18 protein-coding genes and 1 other RNA gene are annotated in these 17,743 nt (G+C 73.0%); 7 read left to right on the plus strand and 12 right to left on the minus strand.

Annotated elements, in window-relative coordinates; genetic code table 11:
- Positions 1 to 936, minus strand: a complete 936-nt coding sequence (locus Prubr_RS02630; RefSeq protein ID WP_212821234.1) for an SDR family NAD(P)-dependent oxidoreductase — start codon at positions 934 to 936, stop codon at positions 1 to 3.
- A 128-nt stretch (positions 937 to 1,064) separates the two neighbouring features.
- Between Prubr_RS02630 and Prubr_RS02635 the strand changes: the two genes are divergently transcribed.
- Positions 1,065 to 1,688 (plus strand): TetR/AcrR family transcriptional regulator, encoded by a 624-nt coding sequence (locus Prubr_RS02635; RefSeq protein WP_212821236.1) that lies wholly within the window; start codon positions 1,065 to 1,067, stop codon positions 1,686 to 1,688.
- Positions 1,689 to 1,749: 61 nt separating this feature from the next.
- Here the strand turns inward: Prubr_RS02635 and Prubr_RS02640 are convergent, their stop codons facing one another.
- Positions 1,750 to 2,175 carry a DUF350 domain-containing protein gene (locus Prubr_RS02640; RefSeq protein ID WP_212821238.1) on the minus strand — a complete coding sequence of 142 codons (426 nt, stop codon included), beginning with the start codon at positions 2,173 to 2,175 and terminating at the stop codon, positions 1,750 to 1,752.
- 218 nt (positions 2,176 to 2,393) lie between these two features.
- Between Prubr_RS02640 and Prubr_RS02645 the strand changes: the two genes are divergently transcribed.
- Positions 2,394 to 3,272 carry a S66 peptidase family protein gene (locus Prubr_RS02645; protein ID WP_425518086.1) on the plus strand — a complete coding sequence of 293 codons (879 nt, stop codon included), beginning with the start codon at positions 2,394 to 2,396 and terminating at the stop codon, positions 3,270 to 3,272.
- Positions 3,273 to 3,302: 30 nt separating this feature from the next.
- Here Prubr_RS02645 and Prubr_RS02650 read toward each other — a convergent pair whose 3' ends face one another.
- From Prubr_RS02650 to glnA, 4 genes are all read right to left on the minus strand, one after another.
- Positions 3,303 to 3,956, minus strand: coding sequence for a response regulator (locus Prubr_RS02650; protein ID WP_212821242.1), 654 nt, complete (start codon positions 3,954 to 3,956; stop codon positions 3,303 to 3,305).
- Positions 3,953 to 5,107, minus strand: a complete 1,155-nt coding sequence (locus Prubr_RS02655; protein ID WP_212821244.1) for a sensor histidine kinase — start codon at positions 5,105 to 5,107, stop codon at positions 3,953 to 3,955. Before Prubr_RS02655 ends, Prubr_RS02650 begins: the two co-directional genes overlap by 4 nt.
- A gap of 3 nt (positions 5,108 to 5,110) precedes the next feature.
- Positions 5,111 to 5,395, minus strand: a complete 285-nt coding sequence (locus Prubr_RS02660; protein ID WP_212821246.1) for a hypothetical protein — start codon at positions 5,393 to 5,395, stop codon at positions 5,111 to 5,113.
- 80 nt (positions 5,396 to 5,475) lie between these two features.
- Positions 5,476 to 6,828 (minus strand): type I glutamate--ammonia ligase, encoded by a 1,353-nt coding sequence (gene glnA, locus Prubr_RS02665; RefSeq protein WP_212821248.1) that lies wholly within the window; start codon positions 6,826 to 6,828, stop codon positions 5,476 to 5,478.
- Positions 6,829 to 7,010: 182 nt separating this feature from the next.
- On the opposite strand from glnA, the gene Prubr_RS02670 reads away from it, so the two are divergent.
- The 3 genes from Prubr_RS02670 (at position 7,011) to panB (ending at position 10,712) form a co-directional block, all read left to right on the plus strand.
- Complete coding sequence (locus tag Prubr_RS02670) at positions 7,011 to 7,907, plus strand: hypothetical protein (protein ID WP_212821250.1); 897 nt, start codon at positions 7,011 to 7,013, stop codon at positions 7,905 to 7,907.
- Entirely contained in the window at positions 7,889 to 9,697 is a 1,809-nt protein-coding gene (locus Prubr_RS02675; protein ID WP_212821276.1) for an NAD+ synthase, read from the plus strand. The genes Prubr_RS02670 and Prubr_RS02675 overlap by 19 nt, the downstream gene beginning before the upstream one ends.
- Before the next feature lie 127 nt (positions 9,698 to 9,824).
- Positions 9,825 to 10,712 (plus strand): 3-methyl-2-oxobutanoate hydroxymethyltransferase, encoded by an 888-nt coding sequence (gene panB / locus Prubr_RS02680; protein WP_212821278.1) that lies wholly within the window; start codon positions 9,825 to 9,827, stop codon positions 10,710 to 10,712.
- 141 nt (positions 10,713 to 10,853) lie between these two features.
- On the opposite strand, the gene Prubr_RS02685 is transcribed toward panB, so the two are convergent.
- From Prubr_RS02685 to Prubr_RS02700, 4 genes are all read right to left on the minus strand, one after another.
- Positions 10,854 to 11,606, minus strand: coding sequence for a helical backbone metal receptor (locus tag Prubr_RS02685; protein ID WP_246568241.1), 753 nt, complete (start codon positions 11,604 to 11,606; stop codon positions 10,854 to 10,856).
- A gap of 11 nt (positions 11,607 to 11,617) precedes the next feature.
- Entirely contained in the window at positions 11,618 to 12,316 is a 699-nt protein-coding gene (npdG, locus tag Prubr_RS02690; RefSeq protein ID WP_212821281.1) for an NADPH-dependent F420 reductase, read from the minus strand.
- Between the two features lie 182 nt (positions 12,317 to 12,498).
- Positions 12,499 to 14,040, minus strand: coding sequence for an RNB domain-containing ribonuclease (locus Prubr_RS02695; protein ID WP_212821282.1), 1,542 nt, complete (start codon positions 14,038 to 14,040; stop codon positions 12,499 to 12,501).
- Positions 14,041 to 14,192: 152 nt separating this feature from the next.
- Entirely contained in the window at positions 14,193 to 14,396 is a 204-nt protein-coding gene (locus Prubr_RS02700; RefSeq protein ID WP_212821290.1) for a hypothetical protein, read from the minus strand.
- A 111-nt stretch (positions 14,397 to 14,507) separates the two neighbouring features.
- Between Prubr_RS02700 and Prubr_RS02705 the strand changes: the two genes are divergently transcribed.
- On the plus strand, positions 14,508 to 14,927 hold the full coding sequence (locus Prubr_RS02705) for a hypothetical protein (protein WP_212821292.1): 420 nt from the start codon (positions 14,508 to 14,510) through the stop codon (positions 14,925 to 14,927).
- 28 nt (positions 14,928 to 14,955) lie between these two features.
- On the opposite strand, the gene Prubr_RS02710 is transcribed toward Prubr_RS02705, so the two are convergent.
- On the minus strand, positions 14,956 to 15,378 hold the full coding sequence (locus Prubr_RS02710) for a hypothetical protein (RefSeq protein WP_212821294.1): 423 nt from the start codon (positions 15,376 to 15,378) through the stop codon (positions 14,956 to 14,958).
- A gap of 178 nt (positions 15,379 to 15,556) precedes the next feature.
- On the opposite strand from Prubr_RS02710, the gene Prubr_RS02715 reads away from it, so the two are divergent.
- Entirely contained in the window at positions 15,557 to 16,021 is a 465-nt protein-coding gene (locus Prubr_RS02715) for a DUF1707 SHOCT-like domain-containing protein (protein WP_212821296.1), read from the plus strand.
- Positions 16,022 to 17,173: 1,152 nt separating this feature from the next.
- Here Prubr_RS02715 and rnpB read toward each other — a convergent pair.
- An RNA gene (gene rnpB, locus Prubr_RS02720) (RNase P RNA component class A) lies at positions 17,174 to 17,589 on the minus strand.
- Positions 17,590 to 17,743 lie beyond the last annotated feature (154 nt).

Below are 17,743 nucleotides of genomic sequence, written 5' to 3' on the forward strand. Positions count from 1 at the left end.
CTAACGGCCGCGGAGGCCGGACGCCGGGGAGACGGCGGTCAACTGTTCCGACGTACGCCAGAGGCGGGCGGCCAAGTCCGGGTCGCCGCCGGGCCGGCGTACCGGTTCGGGGGTGGGGCCGCCCCTGCGCAACACCGGGCCGGTGCCGATGACCATGCCGGTCGGGGCGTCGGGCGCGGTCGCGGCGTAGAGCAGTGGCAGGGCCCCCTGTTCGGTGGGGCGGCCGATCACCCACGACATGGCCTTGGCCATGGTGGTGACGGCGACCGGCCCCTGGTTCACGAACGCCGTACGGGCCATCCCGGGGTGGGCGAGCAGGCTGCGGACCGGTGACCCGGCGGCGCGCAGCCGGCGGTCGAGTTCGAGGCCGAACAGGACGTTGGCCAGCTTGGTGTTGATGTAGGCGCGGCCCGGGGAGAACCGCCGCTCCCCGGTCAGGTCGTCGAACGGGATCGTGCCGAGCGGGTAGAGGCTCGAGGTGACGGTGACCACCCGCGGGTCGGGTCCGGTCAGCGCGTCGAGCAGCAGTCCGGTCAGCGCGAAGTGACCCAGGTGGTTGGTGGCGAACTGCCGCTCGTGCCCCTGCGGGCTCAACCGCCGGGGCAGGTTGCCGATCCCGGCGTTGTTGACCAGCACGTGCCCGCCGCCGTCGGCGACGATCCCGGCCGCGAACTCGCGTACGGAGTCGAGGTCGACCAGGTCGAGGTGACGTACCTCGATCCGGTCGGCGGCCGGCAGCGCGGCCCGGGCCCGCTCCCCCTTGGCGACGTCGCGCACGGCCATGACGACCCGGGCGCCGCGCCGGGCCAGCTCACCGGTCATGTGCAGGCCGAGGCCGCTGCTGGCGCCGGTGATCAGGACGGTACGTCCGGACTGGTCGGGGATGTCGGCGGCGGTCCAGCGCCGGCGGGGCGGGGTGGTGGGCGACTCGGACATGGCGGAGGACTCCCGTTCTGGCCCGGGGCCGGGCCGGCGACCGACAAAGCGGATTGACTATCCGCTTGACCGTAGCATAAACGGATAACTAATCCGCCAGTTTTGTCGGGTCCGGTAGCCTGACCCCCGTGCCCGGGTCCGACTCCCCGCCGCGCGCCGACGCGGCCCGTAACCGCGAGCGGCTGCTCCACGCCGCCCGACAGGCGCTGGCCGAGGGCGACCGGTCGCTGCAGCTCAACGACGTCGCCCGGCGGGCGGGCGTCGGCGTCGGCACCGCCTACCGCCACTTCCCCACGCCGCGGGCGCTGCTGGAGACGCTCGTGCAGGCCCAACTGGACGACGCGCTCGACCAGGCCCGGCGGGAACTGGCCGCCCCCGACCCGTGGGCCGGCCTGACCCGGCTGCTCACCACCGGGATCGCCCTGCTGGTCTCCGACCCCGGGTTCGCCGAGGTGCTGGCCGCCGGCACCGACACGCTCCCGCGCACCAGCCAGCTCAAGCAGGAGCTGTACGACGCGGTGGACCAGCTCCTGCGGCGGGTCCGTGACGTCGGCGCGCTACGGCCCGGGGTGGACGGCGACGACATCCTGCGCCTGATGTGCGGGGTCTCCTACGCGGCCCGCCTGGCCGAGGACACCGGCAGCCCCGCCGGTCCGGCGGGGCTCCCGGGGCCGGCCGGTTCCCCGACCGCGATCGGGGAGCTGGCCGGCCGGTACGCGGGCTGGCTGCTCGACGCTCTCCGCGCGCCGTAGGTTGCCGCGCGGCGGTCGGGCCGCACGGCGGAGACTCCGAAGCGTCGCCGCGGCGGCGGGCTCAGGCGATGCAGGCGCAGACGATGAGCGCGGCGCCGAAGTGCGAGGCGGCGCTGACCCGGGCCGCCGGGTGCGGCTCGGTGGCGGCGATGATCTCCCCCAGCTTGCCGGGGGTGAGCCAGTCGAGCACGAAGAAGCCCAGCGCCATGATCACGATGCCGATGGCTCCGAAGAGCAGCGTCGAGACCAGCCCCTTGGTGAACGAGTCGTAGCTGGTCAGGATCGCGGTGAAGACGATGCCGGCGATACCGAGCTGGTTGGCGGCCAGCAGCAGCGCCGCGTTGCCGCTGCGCCGTACCCAGATCAGGTCGCGCAGCCGGCCCGGGGTGAGCAGGTCGACCAGCAGGAACCCGACCGCCATCAGGCCGATGCCCACCGCGCCGTAGACCAGGCTCTGCCACGCTCCGGTGAGCAGGTCCGCGTACACCGATCCACCTCCAGCCCCGGCGTCACGCTCGGTACGGACGCGGCGTGTCCCGCACGATAGCCGACGGACGACAATCCCGCGATCTTGCAGTTGTCTCCCCCTTTCGTCCGCTATGGGAGGCGACAAGTGCAAGATCGCGGGGTGGGCCGCTAGGCTGCGCTGCCGTGAGTCGAGATGAGGCCGTACGTCCGGCGGCGCTGCGCCCCGGGGACACCGTCATGCTGGTGTCGCCGTCCGGGCCCACCCGCCCCGAACGGGTCGCCCGCGGCATCGAACTGCTGACCGGCTGGGGGCTGCGCCCCGTACTCGCCCCGAACGTGTACGCCCGCCAGGGCTATCTGGCCGGCGGCGACGAACTGCGCGCCGCCGACCTGAACGCCGCGTTCGCCGACCCGGAGGTCCGGGGCGTGCTGTGCACCCGGGGCGGGTACGGCGCCCAGCGGGTCGTCGACCTGGTCGACATGGCCGCCGTACGGGCCGATCCGAAGGTGGTCGCCGGCTTCTCCGACATCACCGCCCTGCAGTTCGCGCTGTGGCGCGGCGCCCGGCTGGCCACCGTGCACGGCCCGGGTGCGGCCTGGCTCGACGAACGCACCCCGGCGGAGTCGGCGGAGTCGCTGCGCCGGGCGCTGACGACCACCGACGAGATCGTGGTCGGCCGGATCGGGACCGAGGAGACGGCGGGCGTACGGGTCGGCGCCGCGCCCGCGACCGGGCCGCTGATCGGCGGCAACCTGTGCCTGATCGTGTCGTCGGTCGGCACCCCGGACATGCCCGACCTGACCGGCGCGATCCTGCTGGTCGAGGACGTGGAGGAGCCGCCGTACAAGGTGGACCGGATGCTGACCCACCTGCGCCGCGCCGGGGTGCTGGAGCGGGTCGCCGGGGTGGCCGTCGGCCAGTTCACCAACTGCCGCGACGGCTGGCAGGTCGACGTGGCGGACGTGCTGACCGAACGGCTCGGCGACCTCGGGGTCCCGGTGCTCGGCGGGCTGCCGATCGGGCACGGCGTCGGCCAGGTCACGGTGCCGGTCGGCGTGCCCGCGACCCTGGACCCGACCGCCGGCACCCTGACCGTCGGCCCGGCCGTCCGCTGACGGCGCCGTCACCCCGGCCCGCCGGCCGGGTCAGGCGAGGCCGTGCCGGGTCGCGTAGCCGGCCGCCTCGGTGCGGTTCCGGGCGCCGATCTTCGCGAACGCGTTGTTGATGTGGGTCTTCACGGTCGTCTCGGCGACGAACAGGGCGGCCGCGATCTCCGCGTTGGTCCGCCCTTGGGCGAGTTGGCCGAGCACCTCGGCCTCGCGCTGGGTCAGCCCGTCCGGCAGCCGGTCGCGCGCCGGCGGCTGCGCCGGCCGGTTCATCGCGGCGGCGAGCCGGGCGGAGACCACCGGGTCGAACATGGAGTGACCGGCGACCGCGGCCCGCAGCGCCATCCCGATCTCGGCCCGCCCGGCGTCCTTGGTCAGGTAGCCCCGGGCCCCGGCGGCGAGCGCACCGGCGATCGACTCCTCGTCGGCGTACGTGGTCAGCACCACGACCGCGACGTCGGGAAACCGGTCCCGGACCTGGGCGGTCGCGGCGATCCCGTCGAGGACGGGCATCCGCAGGTCCATCAGGACCACGTCGGGCCTCCGTTCGGCGATCAGGTCGAGGGCCCGCGCGCCGTCCCCGGCGGCGCCGACGACGGTGACGCCGTCGGTGAGTTCCAGCAGGGCGGTCAGTCCCTCCCGGACCAGTTGCTGGTCGTCGACGACCAGCACCCGCAGCGGTTCGTCGCTCACCCCGGCACCTCCACGCTGACCCGCCACACGCCGTCCACGACGCCCGCCTCCAGGGTGCCACCGACGAGCGCCACCCGCTCCCGCGCCCCGGTCAGCCCGTACCCGCCGCCGCCGTCCGGTCCCGGGCCGTCCGGGGCCGGGTTGCGCACGGTGAGGCGGACGGCCGGACCGGAGTAGTCGAGGGTGACCGCGACCGGCGCACCCGGAGCGTGCTTGGCCGCGTTCGTCAGCGCCTCGCGGGCGGTACGCAGCAGCGCCACCTCGGCGCCGGACGGCAGTTCGTGCGGGCTGCCCTCGGTGCGCAGGGTGATCGTGACGCCGTGGTCCGCCCGGTGGTCGGCGACCAGCCCGCCGAGGGCCCGGGCCAGCGGCGGCACGTCGGCGCGCAGGGCCGCGACCGCCGAGCGGGCCTCGGTCAGGCCGTCGACGGCCAGCCGCCGGGCCCGCCGGATCCGCGCGGCCGCGGCGGCGACGTCGCCCTTCTCGGTCAGTTCGGCCTCGGCGACCTCCAGCTGCACCCCGAGCGCGCCCAGCGAGTGGGCGAGCACGTCGTGCAGTTCCCGGGCGATCCGGGTCCGCTCGGAAAGGGCCGCCGCCCGGGCCTGCGCCCGCTGCGTACGCGCGGTCTGCTCCAGCAGCAGCGCGGTCTGCTCGGCCCGCAGCCGATACTCCCGGCGGTGCAGGCTGAACAGCACCAGGACGGCGATCAGCGCGGGCTGGGTCAGGATCGCGGTCGGCCCCCGGCCGGCGAGCCACATACCGGTCAACAGGACCACGATGGTCGCCCCGGTCAGCGCCAGGATCGCCCACATCGGCGTCCGGGGCAGCAGCACGAAGGTGAACAGCATCGCGTAGAGGAACAGCGGCGCCGACGCACTCTCGGGCACGCCCGCGACGGTGGCCGGCAGCACCGTCGCGAGGGCCAGGCCGGCCCGGGCGACCCGCGGCCACCGGGTGTCGGCGACCAGGAAGACGACCCAGCAGGCGAGGGCGACGACGAGGACCAGCCGCACGGCGGGACTCGGCGGGGTCAGGAAGAGCAGTGACCAGATCAGCAGCGCGCTGACCACGATCCGCACCAGCCAGCCCGTCTCCGGGTCGTCGGCCCTGATCAGCCGTACGCCCCGCCGGGTCAGCCGCCGCAGCCCCACCGGTCAGCCGCGTTCCCGTACGACGGTCAGGATGAGGTCGAGCACCAGCAGGCGGTAGGCGACGAAGGCGAGCCCCACCACGCCGAGCACCACCAGGATCGCGACGACGACACGACCGGTCACCTTTCCACCCTCCCGTTCGAGTACCCGGTCGACGACGGCCCCGGCCAGCCGGGTGCCCCGGCTGCCGTTGCGGTTGCCGGTCAGCAGGTAGTTCGCGGCACGCATGGCGTCGACGCGACGGCCGGCCGGCGCCTCGGGCTTCGTAATACGGTTCCGCTCGTTCATGACACGGAACGTTACGAGCGGTCCCGGGTGGACCGGCACCATCGGAGGGTGGAGATCAGGGTGGAGTCGGGCCGTCGAGGTCAGAGGGTGCCGAGGTAGCGACGGCGCTCGTACGGGGTGACCTCGCGCCGGTACTCCTCCCACTCGGCGCGCTTGTTGCGCAGGAAGTAGTCGAAGACGTGCTCGCCGAGCACCTCGGCGACCAGTTCGGAGCCGGCCATCACGTCGATCGCCTCGGCGAGGTTCTCCGGCAGCGCCTCGTAGCCCATCGCCTTGCGCTCGGCGTTGGACAGCGACCACACGTCGTCCTCGGCGCCCGGCGGCAGTTCGTAGCCCTCCTCGATGCCCTTGAGGCCGGCGCTGAGCATCACCGCGAACGCCAGGTAGGGGTTGGTCGCCGAGTCCAGCGAGCGGACCTCGACCCGGGCCGAGTTCGGCTTGCCGTACGCGGGCACCCGGACCAGCGCCGAGCGGTTGAGGTGTCCCCAGCAGACGTACGCCGGGGATTCGGTGATCCGGTCCGGCAGGGCCTGCGGGAACAGCCGCTTGTAGGAGTTGACCCACTGGTTGGTGACCGCGGTGTATTCGCGGGCGTGGACGAGCAGCCCGGCGATGAACGCCTTGGCGACCTTGGAGAGCTTCATCGGGTCGCTGGCGTCGTGGAAGGCGTTGCGTTCGCCCTCGAACAGCGACAGGTGGGTGTGCATGCCGCTGCCGGGCTGGTCGGTGAAGGGCTTGGGCATGAAGGTGGCCCGTACCCCGGTCGACAGCGCGACCTCCTTGATGACGTGCCGGAACGTCATGATGTTGTCGGCGGTGGTGAGCGCGTCGGCGTAGCGCAGGTCGATCTCCTGCTGGCCGGGGGCGACCTCGTGGTGGCTGAACTCGACCGAGATGCCGATCCGCTCCAGCGACAGCACGGCCTGCCGGCGGAAGTCGCGGGCGACGGCGTGCGTGGTGTGTTCGAAGTAGCCGCCGCTGTCGACCGGGCTCGGAATCGAGCCGTCGATGGGGCCGTCCTCGAGCAGGAAGAACTCGATCTCGGGGTGGGTGTAGAAGGTGAAGCCCTTGTCGGCGGCCCGGGACAGCGCGCGGCGGAGCACGTGGCGCGGGTCGGCCCACGAGGGGCTGCCGTCGGGCAGCAGGATGTCGCAGAACATCCGGGCGCTCTCGCCGCTGGCGCCGCCCTCGAAGGGGAAGACCTGGAACGTCGTCGGGTCGGGCATGGCGACCATGTCGGACTCGAAGACGCGGGCGAATCCCTCGATCGCCGAGCCGTCGAAGCCGATGCCCTCCTCGAAGGCGGACTCGAGCTCGGCGGGCGCGACGGAGACGCTCTTGAGCGTGCCGAGCACGTCGGTGAACCACAACCGGACGAAACGGATGTCGCGCTCTTCCAGGGTACGGAGCACGAACTCCTGCTGACGGTCCACTTCAACTCCTCGTGACACATCGTCGCGCAGACCGGCCCGACTGGCTGGACGCCTGGCCGGTCAGTCTCCAACTCGCTCGTTACGCCGACGTTACGCCGGTCGGCGCACCACCCGGATGGCGGGGCGGACACAACCTGTCCGGTTCCTCGACGTTGATCCCAAACGTACGGCAGAGGAGGCCCATGGGACACCGATCACGTCGATCCGGCCGACCGCTCCCGCGCGGCGTACGGCGGATCCTGGCCGGGGTGGCCCTCGGCCCGGTCCTGGCCGCCGCCCTGGTGCTGACCGGCGTCGTCGGCGTACCCCGGATCGGGCCGCCGGCCGCCACCCCGCCCACCGGCCCGTCGGACCCGCCCGGCCTGGCCATCGCCGGCCAGCCCGAACTGGGCACCACGCTGCTCGATCCCGACGACCTGCCGGCCGGGTTCACCGCACGGCCGGCCACGGCGGCGCCGACCACGCCCGGCCGGCCGACGCCGACGACTCCCGCCACCGACCGCGGCGAGCGGTGCCGGACGCTGTTCGAACGCCCCTGGGACCTCGCCGCCGAGCCGGGCGGCGGCACCGGTTCGGCGACGGCCGACCACACGCACCGCAGCGGTGCGCTGCTGCGGCAGGCGTCGGCGGTGTTCGCGGGCGACGGGGCGCGCCGGGCCGTCGGGCACCTGCGCGAGACGTCCGGCGGTTGCCGCGAGTTCGACGCCCGGCTCGACGACGGCACGCCGGTCACCGTACGGATCGGGGAGCTGGTGCTGGAGCGGGTCGCCGACGAGACGTACGGCCTGGTGCTGGTCGCCCGGGGCGAGCACGGCGAGGTCGGCGGCTATCTCGCGGTGGGGCGGGTCGGGCCGGTGCTGTCGGTGCTGCGCCACCTCGGGCCGGCGGGCACCGTCGACCCGGCGCGGGCGTCACCGACGCTGGGCCGGGCCGTCGACAAGCTGGTCGGGCTGCTGCGCGGCCTCGGCCGGCCCCCGACGACCGAGTCGGTGACCGAGCCCACCGCGTCGCGGACCGCGTCACGACGGTTCGCCGGGCGCGGGCGGGGCAAGATGGGCACATGCCGACCCTGCGTCTAGCCCTCGCCCAGGTCAACCCGACCGTCGGTGACCTCGCCGGCAACGCGGCGATCGTCGTCGACCGCACCCGTGCCGCCGTCGCCGCCGGAGCCGACCTGATCGCCTTCCCGGAGATGATGCTGACCGGCTATCCGGTCGAGGACCTGGTGTTCCGGGAGTCCTTCGTGGCCGCGTCCCGGGCGGCGCTGCGCGGCCTCGCCGCCGACCTCGACGCGGCCGGGCTCGGTTCGGTACCGGTGGTCGTCGGCTATCTCGACGCGGACGGGCCGGCGACGATCAGCGCGGCGGCGACGCCGGGCCGGGGGCCGCGCAACGCGGCGGCGGTGCTGCACGGCGGGCAGATCGTGGCCAGCTACTTCAAGCACCACCTGCCCAACTACGGCGTCTTCGACGAGGACCGCTACTTCGTCCCCGGCGACACGCTGACCGTGGTCCGCATCGCCGGCGTCGACGTGGCCCTGACCATCTGCGAGGACCTCTGGCAGGCCGGCGGCCCGTTCGCCGCCGCCCGCCGCGCCGGGGTCGGGCTGGTCGTCAACATCAACGGCTCGCCGTACGAGGTCAACAAGGACGACGTACGGCTGCCGCTGGTTCAGCGGCGGGCCGCCGAGGCCGGCGCCACGATCGCGTACGTCAACATGGTCGGCGGCCAGGACGAGCTGGTCTTCGACGGCGACTCGATGATCGTGACCGCCGACGGGACGTTGCTCACCCGTGCCCCGCAGTTCGGCGGTCACCTGCTGCTGCACGACGTCGAGCTGCCGGCGGCCACCGACCCGGCACCCGGCACGGCCACGACCGGCACGGCGTCGGCGGCCGACGGGTCGCCGGAGGCCGCCGCCGACGGCCTGACCGTGGTCCGGGTCCACCTGAGCGACACCGTTCCGGCGGCCGGCCCGGCCGGTGAGCGGGTCGACGGCGGGATCGCCGAGCGGGTGACCGACGAGGCGGAGATCTGGCAGGCGCTGGTGCTCGGTCTGCGTGACTACGTGAACAAGAACGGCTTCCGGTCGGTGGTGATCGCGCTGTCCGGCGGCATCGACTCCGCGGCGGTGGCCGCCATCGCCGTCGACGCGCTCGGCCCGGACCGGGTGGTCGGGATCTCGATGCCGAGCCAGTTCTCCTCGGAGCACTCCCGCGACGACGCCGCCGACCTGGCCAAGCGGACCGGCCTCGACTACCGCACCGAGCCGATCCAGCCGATGGTCGACGCGTTCCTGGCCAACCTGTCGCTGTCCGGGATGAGCGTGGAGAACCTGCAGGCCCGGGTCCGGGGCGTCCTGCTGATGGCGGTCTCCAACCAGGAGGGCCACCTGGTGCTGACCACCGGCAACAAGAGCGAGCTCGCGGTCGGCTACTCCACCCTGTACGGCGACTCGGTCGGCGGCTTCAACCCGCTCAAGGACGTGTGGAAGTCGCTGGTCTGGAAGCTGGCGGAGTGGCGCAACGCCGACGCCGCCCGGCGCGGCGCGCAGCCGCCGATCCCGGAGAACTCGATCAGCAAGCCGCCGAGCGCCGAACTGCGGCCCGGGCAGCTCGACTCCGACTCGCTGCCGGACTACGCGGTGCTCGACGCCATCCTCACCGGCTACGTCGACGGTGACCTCGGCCGTGACGACCTGGTGGCGGCCGGCCACGACCCGGCCGTGGTCGACAGGGTGCTGCGCATGGTCGACATCGCCGAGTACAAGCGCCGGCAGTCCGCACCCGGCAGCAAGATATCGATCAAGGCATTCGGCCGGGATCGGCGGCTGCCGATCACCAACCGGTGGCGGGAACAGTCCGAGTAACGACGGCGAAAGCGGGCATCAGAAGTGTGAAAAGCTGCACTGCGCCCTCACCTGCGGCCCGGCGACGGTGCGACGATCGCCGCAGACCCGGGGACCGCGAACGCGGCCTCGAGGAGAGGAGAGCAGCATGGACGACAAGAACGCACCGGACCGCCCCGCGACAGCCGGGGCCGGCCCGGCCCGGTCCGACGAGGTACCCACCCTGTACGGCGGGCCGGCCACCCGGCGGGTCCGCACCCGCGAGCTGATCGCCGCCAAGGAGCGCGGCGAACGCTGGCCGATGCTGACGTCGTACGACCAGTACACGGCGGCGATCTTCGACCAGGCCGGGGTGCCGGTGCTGCTGGTCGGCGACTCGGCGGCCAACAACGTGTTCGGCTACGAGACCACCGTCCCGGTCACCGTCGACGAACTGATCCCGCTGGTCAGAGCCGTCGTACGGGCCACGAAGCGGTCGCTGGTCGTCGGCGACCTGCCGTTCGGGTCGTACGAGGAGGGACCGACCCAGGCGCTGCGCACCGCCGTCCGGTTCATGAAGGAGGGCGGCTGCCACGCCGTCAAGCTGGAGGGCGGCCGGCGGACCGCACCGCAGATCGCCGCCATCACCGGCGCCGGCATCCCGGTGATGGCGCACATCGGGTTCACCCCGCAGAGCGAGCACGCGATCGGCGGCTACCGGGTGCAGGGGCGCGGCGGCGCGGCCGAGGACGTCGTCGCCGACGCGCACGCGGTGGCCGGGGCGGGCGCGTTCGCGGTGGTGCTGGAGATGGTGCCCGGCGACGTCGCCAAGCGGATCACCCACGACCTGGCGATCCCGACGGTGGGCATCGGCGCCGGCCCGCACACCGACGCCCAGGTGCTGGTCTGGCAGGACATGGCCGGGCTGCGCACCGGCAGGGCCCCCCGCTTCGTCAAGCGCTACGCCGACCTCGCGACGGTCCTGACCGAGGCCACCCGCACCTTCGCCGAAGAGGTCCGCGAGGCCACCTTCCCCGCAGCCGAACACACCTTCTGACCGCCCGTCCCTCATGATCCGCGTGATCAGGGATTAGGTCCGGCGTGTCGCCGGCGCGCCGGCCCGCAAACTCCCTGATCACGCGGATCTTGTCCGCCCGCCCGGCGGGCGCGCAGCGTCCCGCCGGGGCGCGCCCGGGGATCAGCCGGCGGCCAACTGGGTGGCCAGCAGGGTTCTGGCCTCGGCCAGGGACGGGCCGTACCAGGTCAGGTGGCGGCCGGACACCAGCGCGTACGGCACCCCGGGGAACGCCTCCGGCCCGTCGGCCACGGTGAACGCGTACGGCTCGTCGGGCAGCACCACCAGGTCCGGCCGCCGGTCCAGCAGTTCCGGCAGCGGCGGGCGCGGATAGCGGTCGGCCGCGTCGGCGTAGACGTTGTGCACGCCCAGCCGGCGCAGCAGGTCACCGGCGAACGTGTCGCCGCCGAGCACCACCCACGGCCGCCGCCACACCGGCACCACCGCCCGCCGTACCGGACCGTCCCACGGCCGCGCCCACGCCGCCCCGGCCGCCGAAAGCCACGGCGGCGCCGGCACGTCGAGCCGGGCCAGCATCCGTTCCAGCGACGCCAGCGCCTCGGGCAGCGTCCGCGGATACGTCACCCACACCGGCACCCCGGCGGCCCGCAGCGCCTCGACGTCCGCGCGCCGGTTCTCCTCCGCGTTCGCCAACACCAGATCCGGTACGGCGGACAGCACGCCGTCGAGCGCCGGAAACCTGGTGCCGCCGACCCGGGGTACGTCGAGGTCGCCGGGGTGGGTGCAGTAGTCGGTCGCCGCGACGAGCAGCCCCGGCGCGCTCACCGCCACCGCCTCGGTCAGCGATGGCACCAGCGACACCACCCGGCGCGGCGGCGCCGGCAGGTGTACCTCCGTACCCAGGTCGTCGCGCACGACGGCCGGCGTCAGACGTCGGTGACCCGGACGCCGGCGTGTGCCTTGTAGCGCTTGTTGATGGCGATCAGGTTGGCGGTGAACGCCTCGATCTGGTGGGCGTTGCGCAGCCGACCGGCGTAGATGCCCCGCATCCCCGGGATGGTGGCGGTCAGCGCCGCCACGACCCCGACCACCTCGCGGTCCTCGGTGGCGATGAGTACGTCCAACTCGATCCGGTCGATCTCCGGGTCGGCGAGCAGCGGGGCGCTGACGTGGTTGAACGCCGCGGCCACCCGGGACTCGGGCAGCAGGGCGGCGGCCTGCTGGACCGCGCTGCCCTCCTCGACCTTGAGCGCGTACGGGCCCTGCTTGTCGAAGCCGAGCGGGTTGACACAGTCGATCACGATCTTGCCGGCGAGCGGTTCGCGGAGCGCGGCGACGGTCGCGGCGTGCCCGTCCCACGGCACCGCGATGACCACGATGTCGGACCGGGTGGAGACGTCGACGTTGTCGCCGCCGTCGACGCTGGTGCCGGCGGGGACGCCGGGCAGCGCGGCGATCTCCCGCGCCGACTGGGTCGCGCGCTCGGCGGAACGGGAGCCGATGAGCACGGACAGGCCGGCCCGCGCGAACCGGTAGGCCAGCCCGCGCCCCTGGTCGCCGGTGCCGCCGATGATGCCTACGGTGAGCCCGGACACGTCGGGCAGCGTGCTCGCGTCATATCCCATGCGGATCATCCTCGCAAATGACGGTCGCCTTCCGGCAACGGTGCGCCGCTGTTTGTGACGCGAACCGCCCGCCCCGGTTTTTCATGATCGTCTGCTGTTCAGGCGTTCGTCGGGCGGCGTGTCGACTGCCTGAGCAGCAGACGATCACGGCGCCCACCGTCAGCCGCGCCGGCGCCCCGCCGTCAGGCGCGTTCGAAGAGGACCTTGCGGGTGGCCGGGTCGGCGGCGACCAGACGTACCCGGACCCGTTCGCCCAGCGGCAGTTCACCCTCGCAGCGGGCGCGTACCGGCGGCTCGTCGATCGCGATCCGGCCGCCCGGCCGGCGAACCTTGCGCCCCGCGTTACCGGAGCCGGCCGGCGCACTGCCGGAACCGGCCGGCGCGTTGCCGGAACCGGCCGGCGCACTGCCGGAACCGGCCGGCGCGTTGCCGGAACCGGCGGCGGACGCTGGCGGCTTCGGCGGGGCGTCGACGTCGACCACCGCCGCGTCGAACTCCTCGCCGACCCGGTCCTGCAACAGCACCGCCTCGACCAGGTCGATCGCACCCCGGTCGGCGGCCGACGCGACCCGGTCGGTCGACGTCATCAGCTCCGGCATCTTCGGCAGCGCCGCCCGCAGCCAGTCCGGCACCGGCCGCCCCTCGTGCAGGGCCAGGCACGCCTCGGTCGCGTACCGGTCGGCGAGCCGGCGCAGCGGGGCGGTGACGTGCGCGTACGGCGCCGCCACTCCCCCGTGCCCGGGCTCGTCGGGCACCTCGCCGTCGAACGCGGTGTAGCCGGCGCCGCGCATCAACTCGGCCGCCTGGTCCAGGAACGCGGCACCGCGCGGGTCGCCCGGGTCGACGGCGGCCAGCATCCGCCCGACCGCCAACTCCGCCGGCCAGTCGACGCCGAGCCCGGCGGCGGCGACCCGCAGCCGCTCGACCGCCTCGGCCCGCGGCGCCGGCATCGTACGCAGCAGCCCGATCCGGCCGGCGAGCATGATGCCGGCGGCGGCCATCCCGGTCAGCAGCGATATCTGCGCGTTGTAGTCCTCGATCAGCCGCGGCGGGCGCAGCACCAGCCGCCAGCCGTCGCCGTGCGGCTCGATCTCCTGCTCCGGCAGCGGCAGGTTGACCGCGCCCCGGTCCAGGCCCCGCTCGACCAGCAGCGCGCCGATCTCCGGCAGCAGGGCGATCGGCTCGGGCGCCGTACCCGCGTCCACGTCGGCCTGCACACCGGCGTAGTCGAGCTTGGCGCGGCTGCGTACCCGGGCCCGCCGTACGTCGACGTCGGTGATCGTCGCGTCGGCGTCCAGGTCGATCGTCCACAGCACGGCGGGCCGTACGACGTCCGGCAGCAGGCTCGCCGCGTCCTCGCTCAGCACCGGCGGATGGAGCGGCACCTTGCCGTCCGGCAGGTAGATGGTCTGGCCGCGCCGCCACGTCTCCGCCTCCAGCGGGCCACCGGGCCGGACAAACGGAACGACGTCGGCGATCGCGTAGTGCACCCGGTAGCCGCCACCCGACCGGCGGGCCAGACACACCGCCTGATCCAGGTCACGCGACGTCGGCGGGTCGACGGTCACCAGCGGCAGGTCGGTACGGTCCAGATCCGGCGGCGGGACGGTTGTCGCCCGCTCGGCCTCGTCCTGCGCGGCGGGCGGAAACGCGGCGGGCAGGTCCAACTCGCGGCGCAGGCCGCCGAAGTCGATGCGGGGCGCGAGTACGCGACGGATCACCACCGGTCATTCCTATCAGTGCCGGTGGCCCGACGCGATCACCGCGACGGCTCGATCCCGCCCTCGATCGTGCTCCCGCTCCCTCGATCGTCAGGTGTACAGCGGTGGCCGTGCGGCGTGTCGTGCCGCTGGACACCTGACGATCATGGATGGCGCTACCGGTCGTCGCCGGTCCAGCGTTCGTCCTCCGCCTTCCAGGCGGCGTTGCGCTCGTCGACCCGTTGCATCGCCTGCTCGGCGGCGGCCCGGGTCGGGTACGGCCCGAGCACGTACCGGTCGGCGCACTTGTCGCTCGGGGTCTCGACCCGGTGGTGACGCGTGCACCAGTAGTACTGCACATCACTTCCGATGCCACTCATGGCACAACTCTGCACCGCGCACGGCCGCCCCGCCACCGCTGCGGCGTACCCGGTGCCCCCTGGCCGCCGGCCGTGGCCGGCGCTACGGTGACGTGGTCGGAGGGAACACCGATGGCGGTGGTGCTCGGGCCGTACCCGCTCTGCGTGGCCTGCCGGAAGGTAAACGGCGGGCTCGTCGCGGTCCGGCACCGGCAGGTGCACGTCCGGGCCCACGGCCGGCAGTCCTGCGTCGACCGGGGGCTCGCCGGCCTGATCCCCCACCTGTGGGCCGTGTGCGAGACGCGCAGCTGTTGCGAGGACGACGGCGGCGCGGCGTACGTGTACGCGACCCTGGACACTGTGGACGCGGCGGAGGAGCTGCTGACGCAGCTGGGCCTGCAGGTAACGAAGACGGAGGGGGCGCTCACCTTCCCGGTGCCGCGCTCGCTCAACCTGCACGACGCCGAGTCCGTGCGCCGCGCCCTGGAGCAACCGCACGGTCGGACGTCGCGCTGGCGGGTGGACGGGACCGGCCGCTTCGAGCCCACGTAGTGTCACCGGGGAAGCGCCCCTCGGCCGGTCAGTCGGCGACGGGCTCCGGTGGTACGTGGGACTCCGTCACCACATCGGCGAAGGTCTCCCGGATCCGCGCGAGGTCGGCGGGCTCGACGGACCAGACCCACCAGTGACCGCTGTCGACCATGAGGATCTGCAACTGTGGCAGGCCGGCCTCGTCGAACCCGACGAAGTCACCATCGATGACCTGAACATCCGTGCCGGCCAGCGTCACCATCTCCGCCCAGGAGAGCCGCAGCCCCGCCGGCTCCCGTGACCGCTCCTCGACGGCAAGGGTGCCCTGCGGCCACACGGCCCGGACGTCGCCGTTGAACTCCGCCCGGAACAGCCGCCAGCGCAGCGACCCGCGACCACCGAGACACCGCGTGACCTCGCCGAGGCCGATCAGGGTCCCGTCGACCCAGCAGGGCATCCGCACGGCGTGCACGGCCCCATGATGCCTGACCGGCCGTCGGGGCAGACTGCTGGACGTCAGCGGCCGGAAAAGCGGACCTGGGCCGCCCGACTCCCATCGACACCAGGACCGCATGTCAGCACGGCATACCTGGCACAGTGAGAATTGGCGTAACCCATCGGCATGGCCGGGTCGTCAGTAGGCTCCGCTTGTGAACGACCTGCGGGTGTCCGATCGTGACCGGGAAGCTGTCGTGACCCGGCTCGGTACCGCTGCCGGCGAGGGGCGGCTGTCCCTCGCCGAGCTCGGCGATCGGTCCGGGCAGGCCTATGCCGCGAAGACCTACGGTGAGCTGGAGGCCCTGGTCGCCGACCTGCCGCTGGCGGAGCGCGAGCACCGGAGCCCGGTCATCGTCGACTACACGGGCCTGGTCCTGTCGCTCTTGGCGCTGGCCGGAGGCGTGGTCTGGATCCCGCTGTTCCCGCACCTCGAATTCAGCGCCCTCTCGGGAGTCGCCGGCGTCGTGTTCGGCATTTTCGGAATCCGGGCGAGCGCCCACGCTCTCTGCCGCGCGGTGGCGGTCCTGGGGCTTGTCGGGGGCTCGGTTGGCGTTGCACTGCAAGTTACCTGGGTCGCTCTCCACGTGCTGAGGTACGCGAAGGACTCGATCTTGTAACGGCACGGCGTGCCGGCAGTCAGCGCCCGGATCAGCCGGGTGACCCCGAGGGCGACGGACGAGTCCATCTGTACGCCACGGGTTCGGCTTTGACCACCACGATCAGTGGCAACGCCCAGTCGACGCCGAACGCGCTCAGCGCGACCAGCCCGGCGGATATTGGGTTGGCGAAGCCGCACCCGAGGCCGCCAGCCACGCTTACCGCGCCCGATGGGACCGTGACGACCTGGTCGCCGTTCTCGTCATGACCGACGGAGTCTCAGCCTGTCCACCTGTGACCGGACGCCCGATGCGTCAGGCAATGATCATCCACGCGGAAACCGTCAGGATCGGTGCGGCGACCAGAAGGAATGCGACGACGGCGCATCCGCTTCCTCCTCCGCTCCTAGCCTCGTAGGACCTCTTGTTCTTGAGGGAGCAGGACGGACAGGCGTATTCGCTCCCGCCGCTACTCCAGCTCGAACTGCCCGAGTAGCTGGCGCCGCACTGGCTACACCTGTAGGAGTAAGTCATCCATCAATATGTCCACGCTTTTCGGGAAGTGTCAACCTCCGTTCCTCTTCACTGACCTCGCAAACGACTTGGGCTGCAACCCACCGCCTCATGGGCTCTGACCGGCGAAAACGTAAGCCCCTGAAGGTTAGAGCGTGGCGTGTTCGGACTTTCTTTACTGGTTCAAGGGCCCGCCGCCGTGTCGCGCCGGGGCGCGCGTGCGGCCTGGCGGCCGGTCACGCCCCGGCGCACGGCGCAGCAATGGGGAGCCGCGGCTCCCCACCCGACGACGCTACGGCGGCGACCGGGACGGGACCGCGCAGAACCGGGCCAGCCGGCACAGGCGCGTGGTACGCCAGGGCAAAGCGCCTCCGGCGGGGGCCTCAGGCTCCGGGATGGGTGGGTCCGTCGGCGGGTTGCGGTCCGAGGGTGGTTGAGGTGGCGGTAGTGCGGCGCGCCGCCGAGCGAGAGACCCTGCGGCAACGACAACGCTCCGAATAGATCTATGACGATGAGGCACGTCCAAGATCAGGACGCCTCCAGGCCGTCAGGCCGTCGCCAGGCCATCAACCGCCGGCCGATATCGACCAACAACGACCATCGATGCCCGAACACAGAGCCAGCCCAGAGCCTCGATCAGGGCTCCGAGCTGGTGGGCGACGGACGAGTCGATCTGTACGCCGGATTCTGTGACCGGCGCCACCGGCGGACCGGTGACGTCGGCGGCGGCCATCCATCTGGGCCTGCCGTCGCCGGCAGGCTCGAGCGGCCTACCCGCAGGCTCGGGCGGGCCGCCCTCGAACGCCTGCGCAGGCCGTCGTCTGTCGACCACGGCCCTTCTTGGCCTTGCTCCGGGTGGGGTTTACCGAGCCATCCCGGTCACCCGGGATGCTGGTGGGCTCTTACCCCACCGTTTCACCCTTACCGGGCCGGTTGTCCGGTCCGGCGGTTTGTTTTCTGTGGCACTTTCCCGCGGGTCGCCCCGGGTTGCCGTTAGCAACCACCCTGCCCTGTGGAGTCCGGACGTTCCTCGGCGGCGGGTTCGCACCCGCCGACGCGGCCGCCCGATCGACTCGTCCGTCGCGCCGACAATCCTACGGGCTGGTCGGCGGAGCAGCCCAGCCCGCCCTTGATCCGCGTGATCAGGGACCGGACACCCCGACACACCGACGACACGCCCGACAAAGTCCCTGATCACGCGGATCAAGGGGGCCGCGCCGAGGCGCGGCC

Origin of the sequence: Polymorphospora rubra (assembly GCF_018324255.1) — a bacterium.
GTDB lineage: Bacteria > Actinomycetota > Actinomycetes > Mycobacteriales > Micromonosporaceae > Polymorphospora > Polymorphospora rubra.

What these genes read in the sequence shown, in the direction of transcription:
- Prubr_RS02630 (WP_212821234.1), bottom strand. Translation starts at nt 936, where the DNA reads ATGTCCGAGTCGCCCACCACCCCGCCCCGCCGGCGCTGGACCGCCGCC.
- Prubr_RS02645 (WP_425518086.1), top strand. Translation starts at nt 2,394, where the DNA reads ATGCTGGTGTCGCCGTCCGGGCCCACCCGCCCCGAACGGGTCGCCCGC.
- Prubr_RS02660 (WP_212821246.1), bottom strand. Translation starts at nt 5,395, where the DNA reads ATGAACGAGCGGAACCGTATTACGAAGCCCGAGGCGCCGGCCGGCCGT.
- Prubr_RS02670 (WP_212821250.1), top strand. Translation starts at nt 7,011, where the DNA reads ATGGGACACCGATCACGTCGATCCGGCCGACCGCTCCCGCGCGGCGTA.
- Prubr_RS02675 (WP_212821276.1), top strand. Translation starts at nt 7,889, where the DNA reads ATGCCGACCCTGCGTCTAGCCCTCGCCCAGGTCAACCCGACCGTCGGT.
- panB (WP_212821278.1), top strand. Translation starts at nt 9,825, where the DNA reads ATGGACGACAAGAACGCACCGGACCGCCCCGCGACAGCCGGGGCCGGC.
- npdG (WP_212821281.1), bottom strand. Translation starts at nt 12,316, where the DNA reads ATGGGATATGACGCGAGCACGCTGCCCGACGTGTCCGGGCTCACCGTA.
- Prubr_RS02700 (WP_212821290.1), bottom strand. Translation starts at nt 14,396, where the DNA reads ATGAGTGGCATCGGAAGTGATGTGCAGTACTACTGGTGCACGCGTCAC.
- Prubr_RS02705 (WP_212821292.1), top strand. Translation starts at nt 14,508, where the DNA reads ATGGCGGTGGTGCTCGGGCCGTACCCGCTCTGCGTGGCCTGCCGGAAG.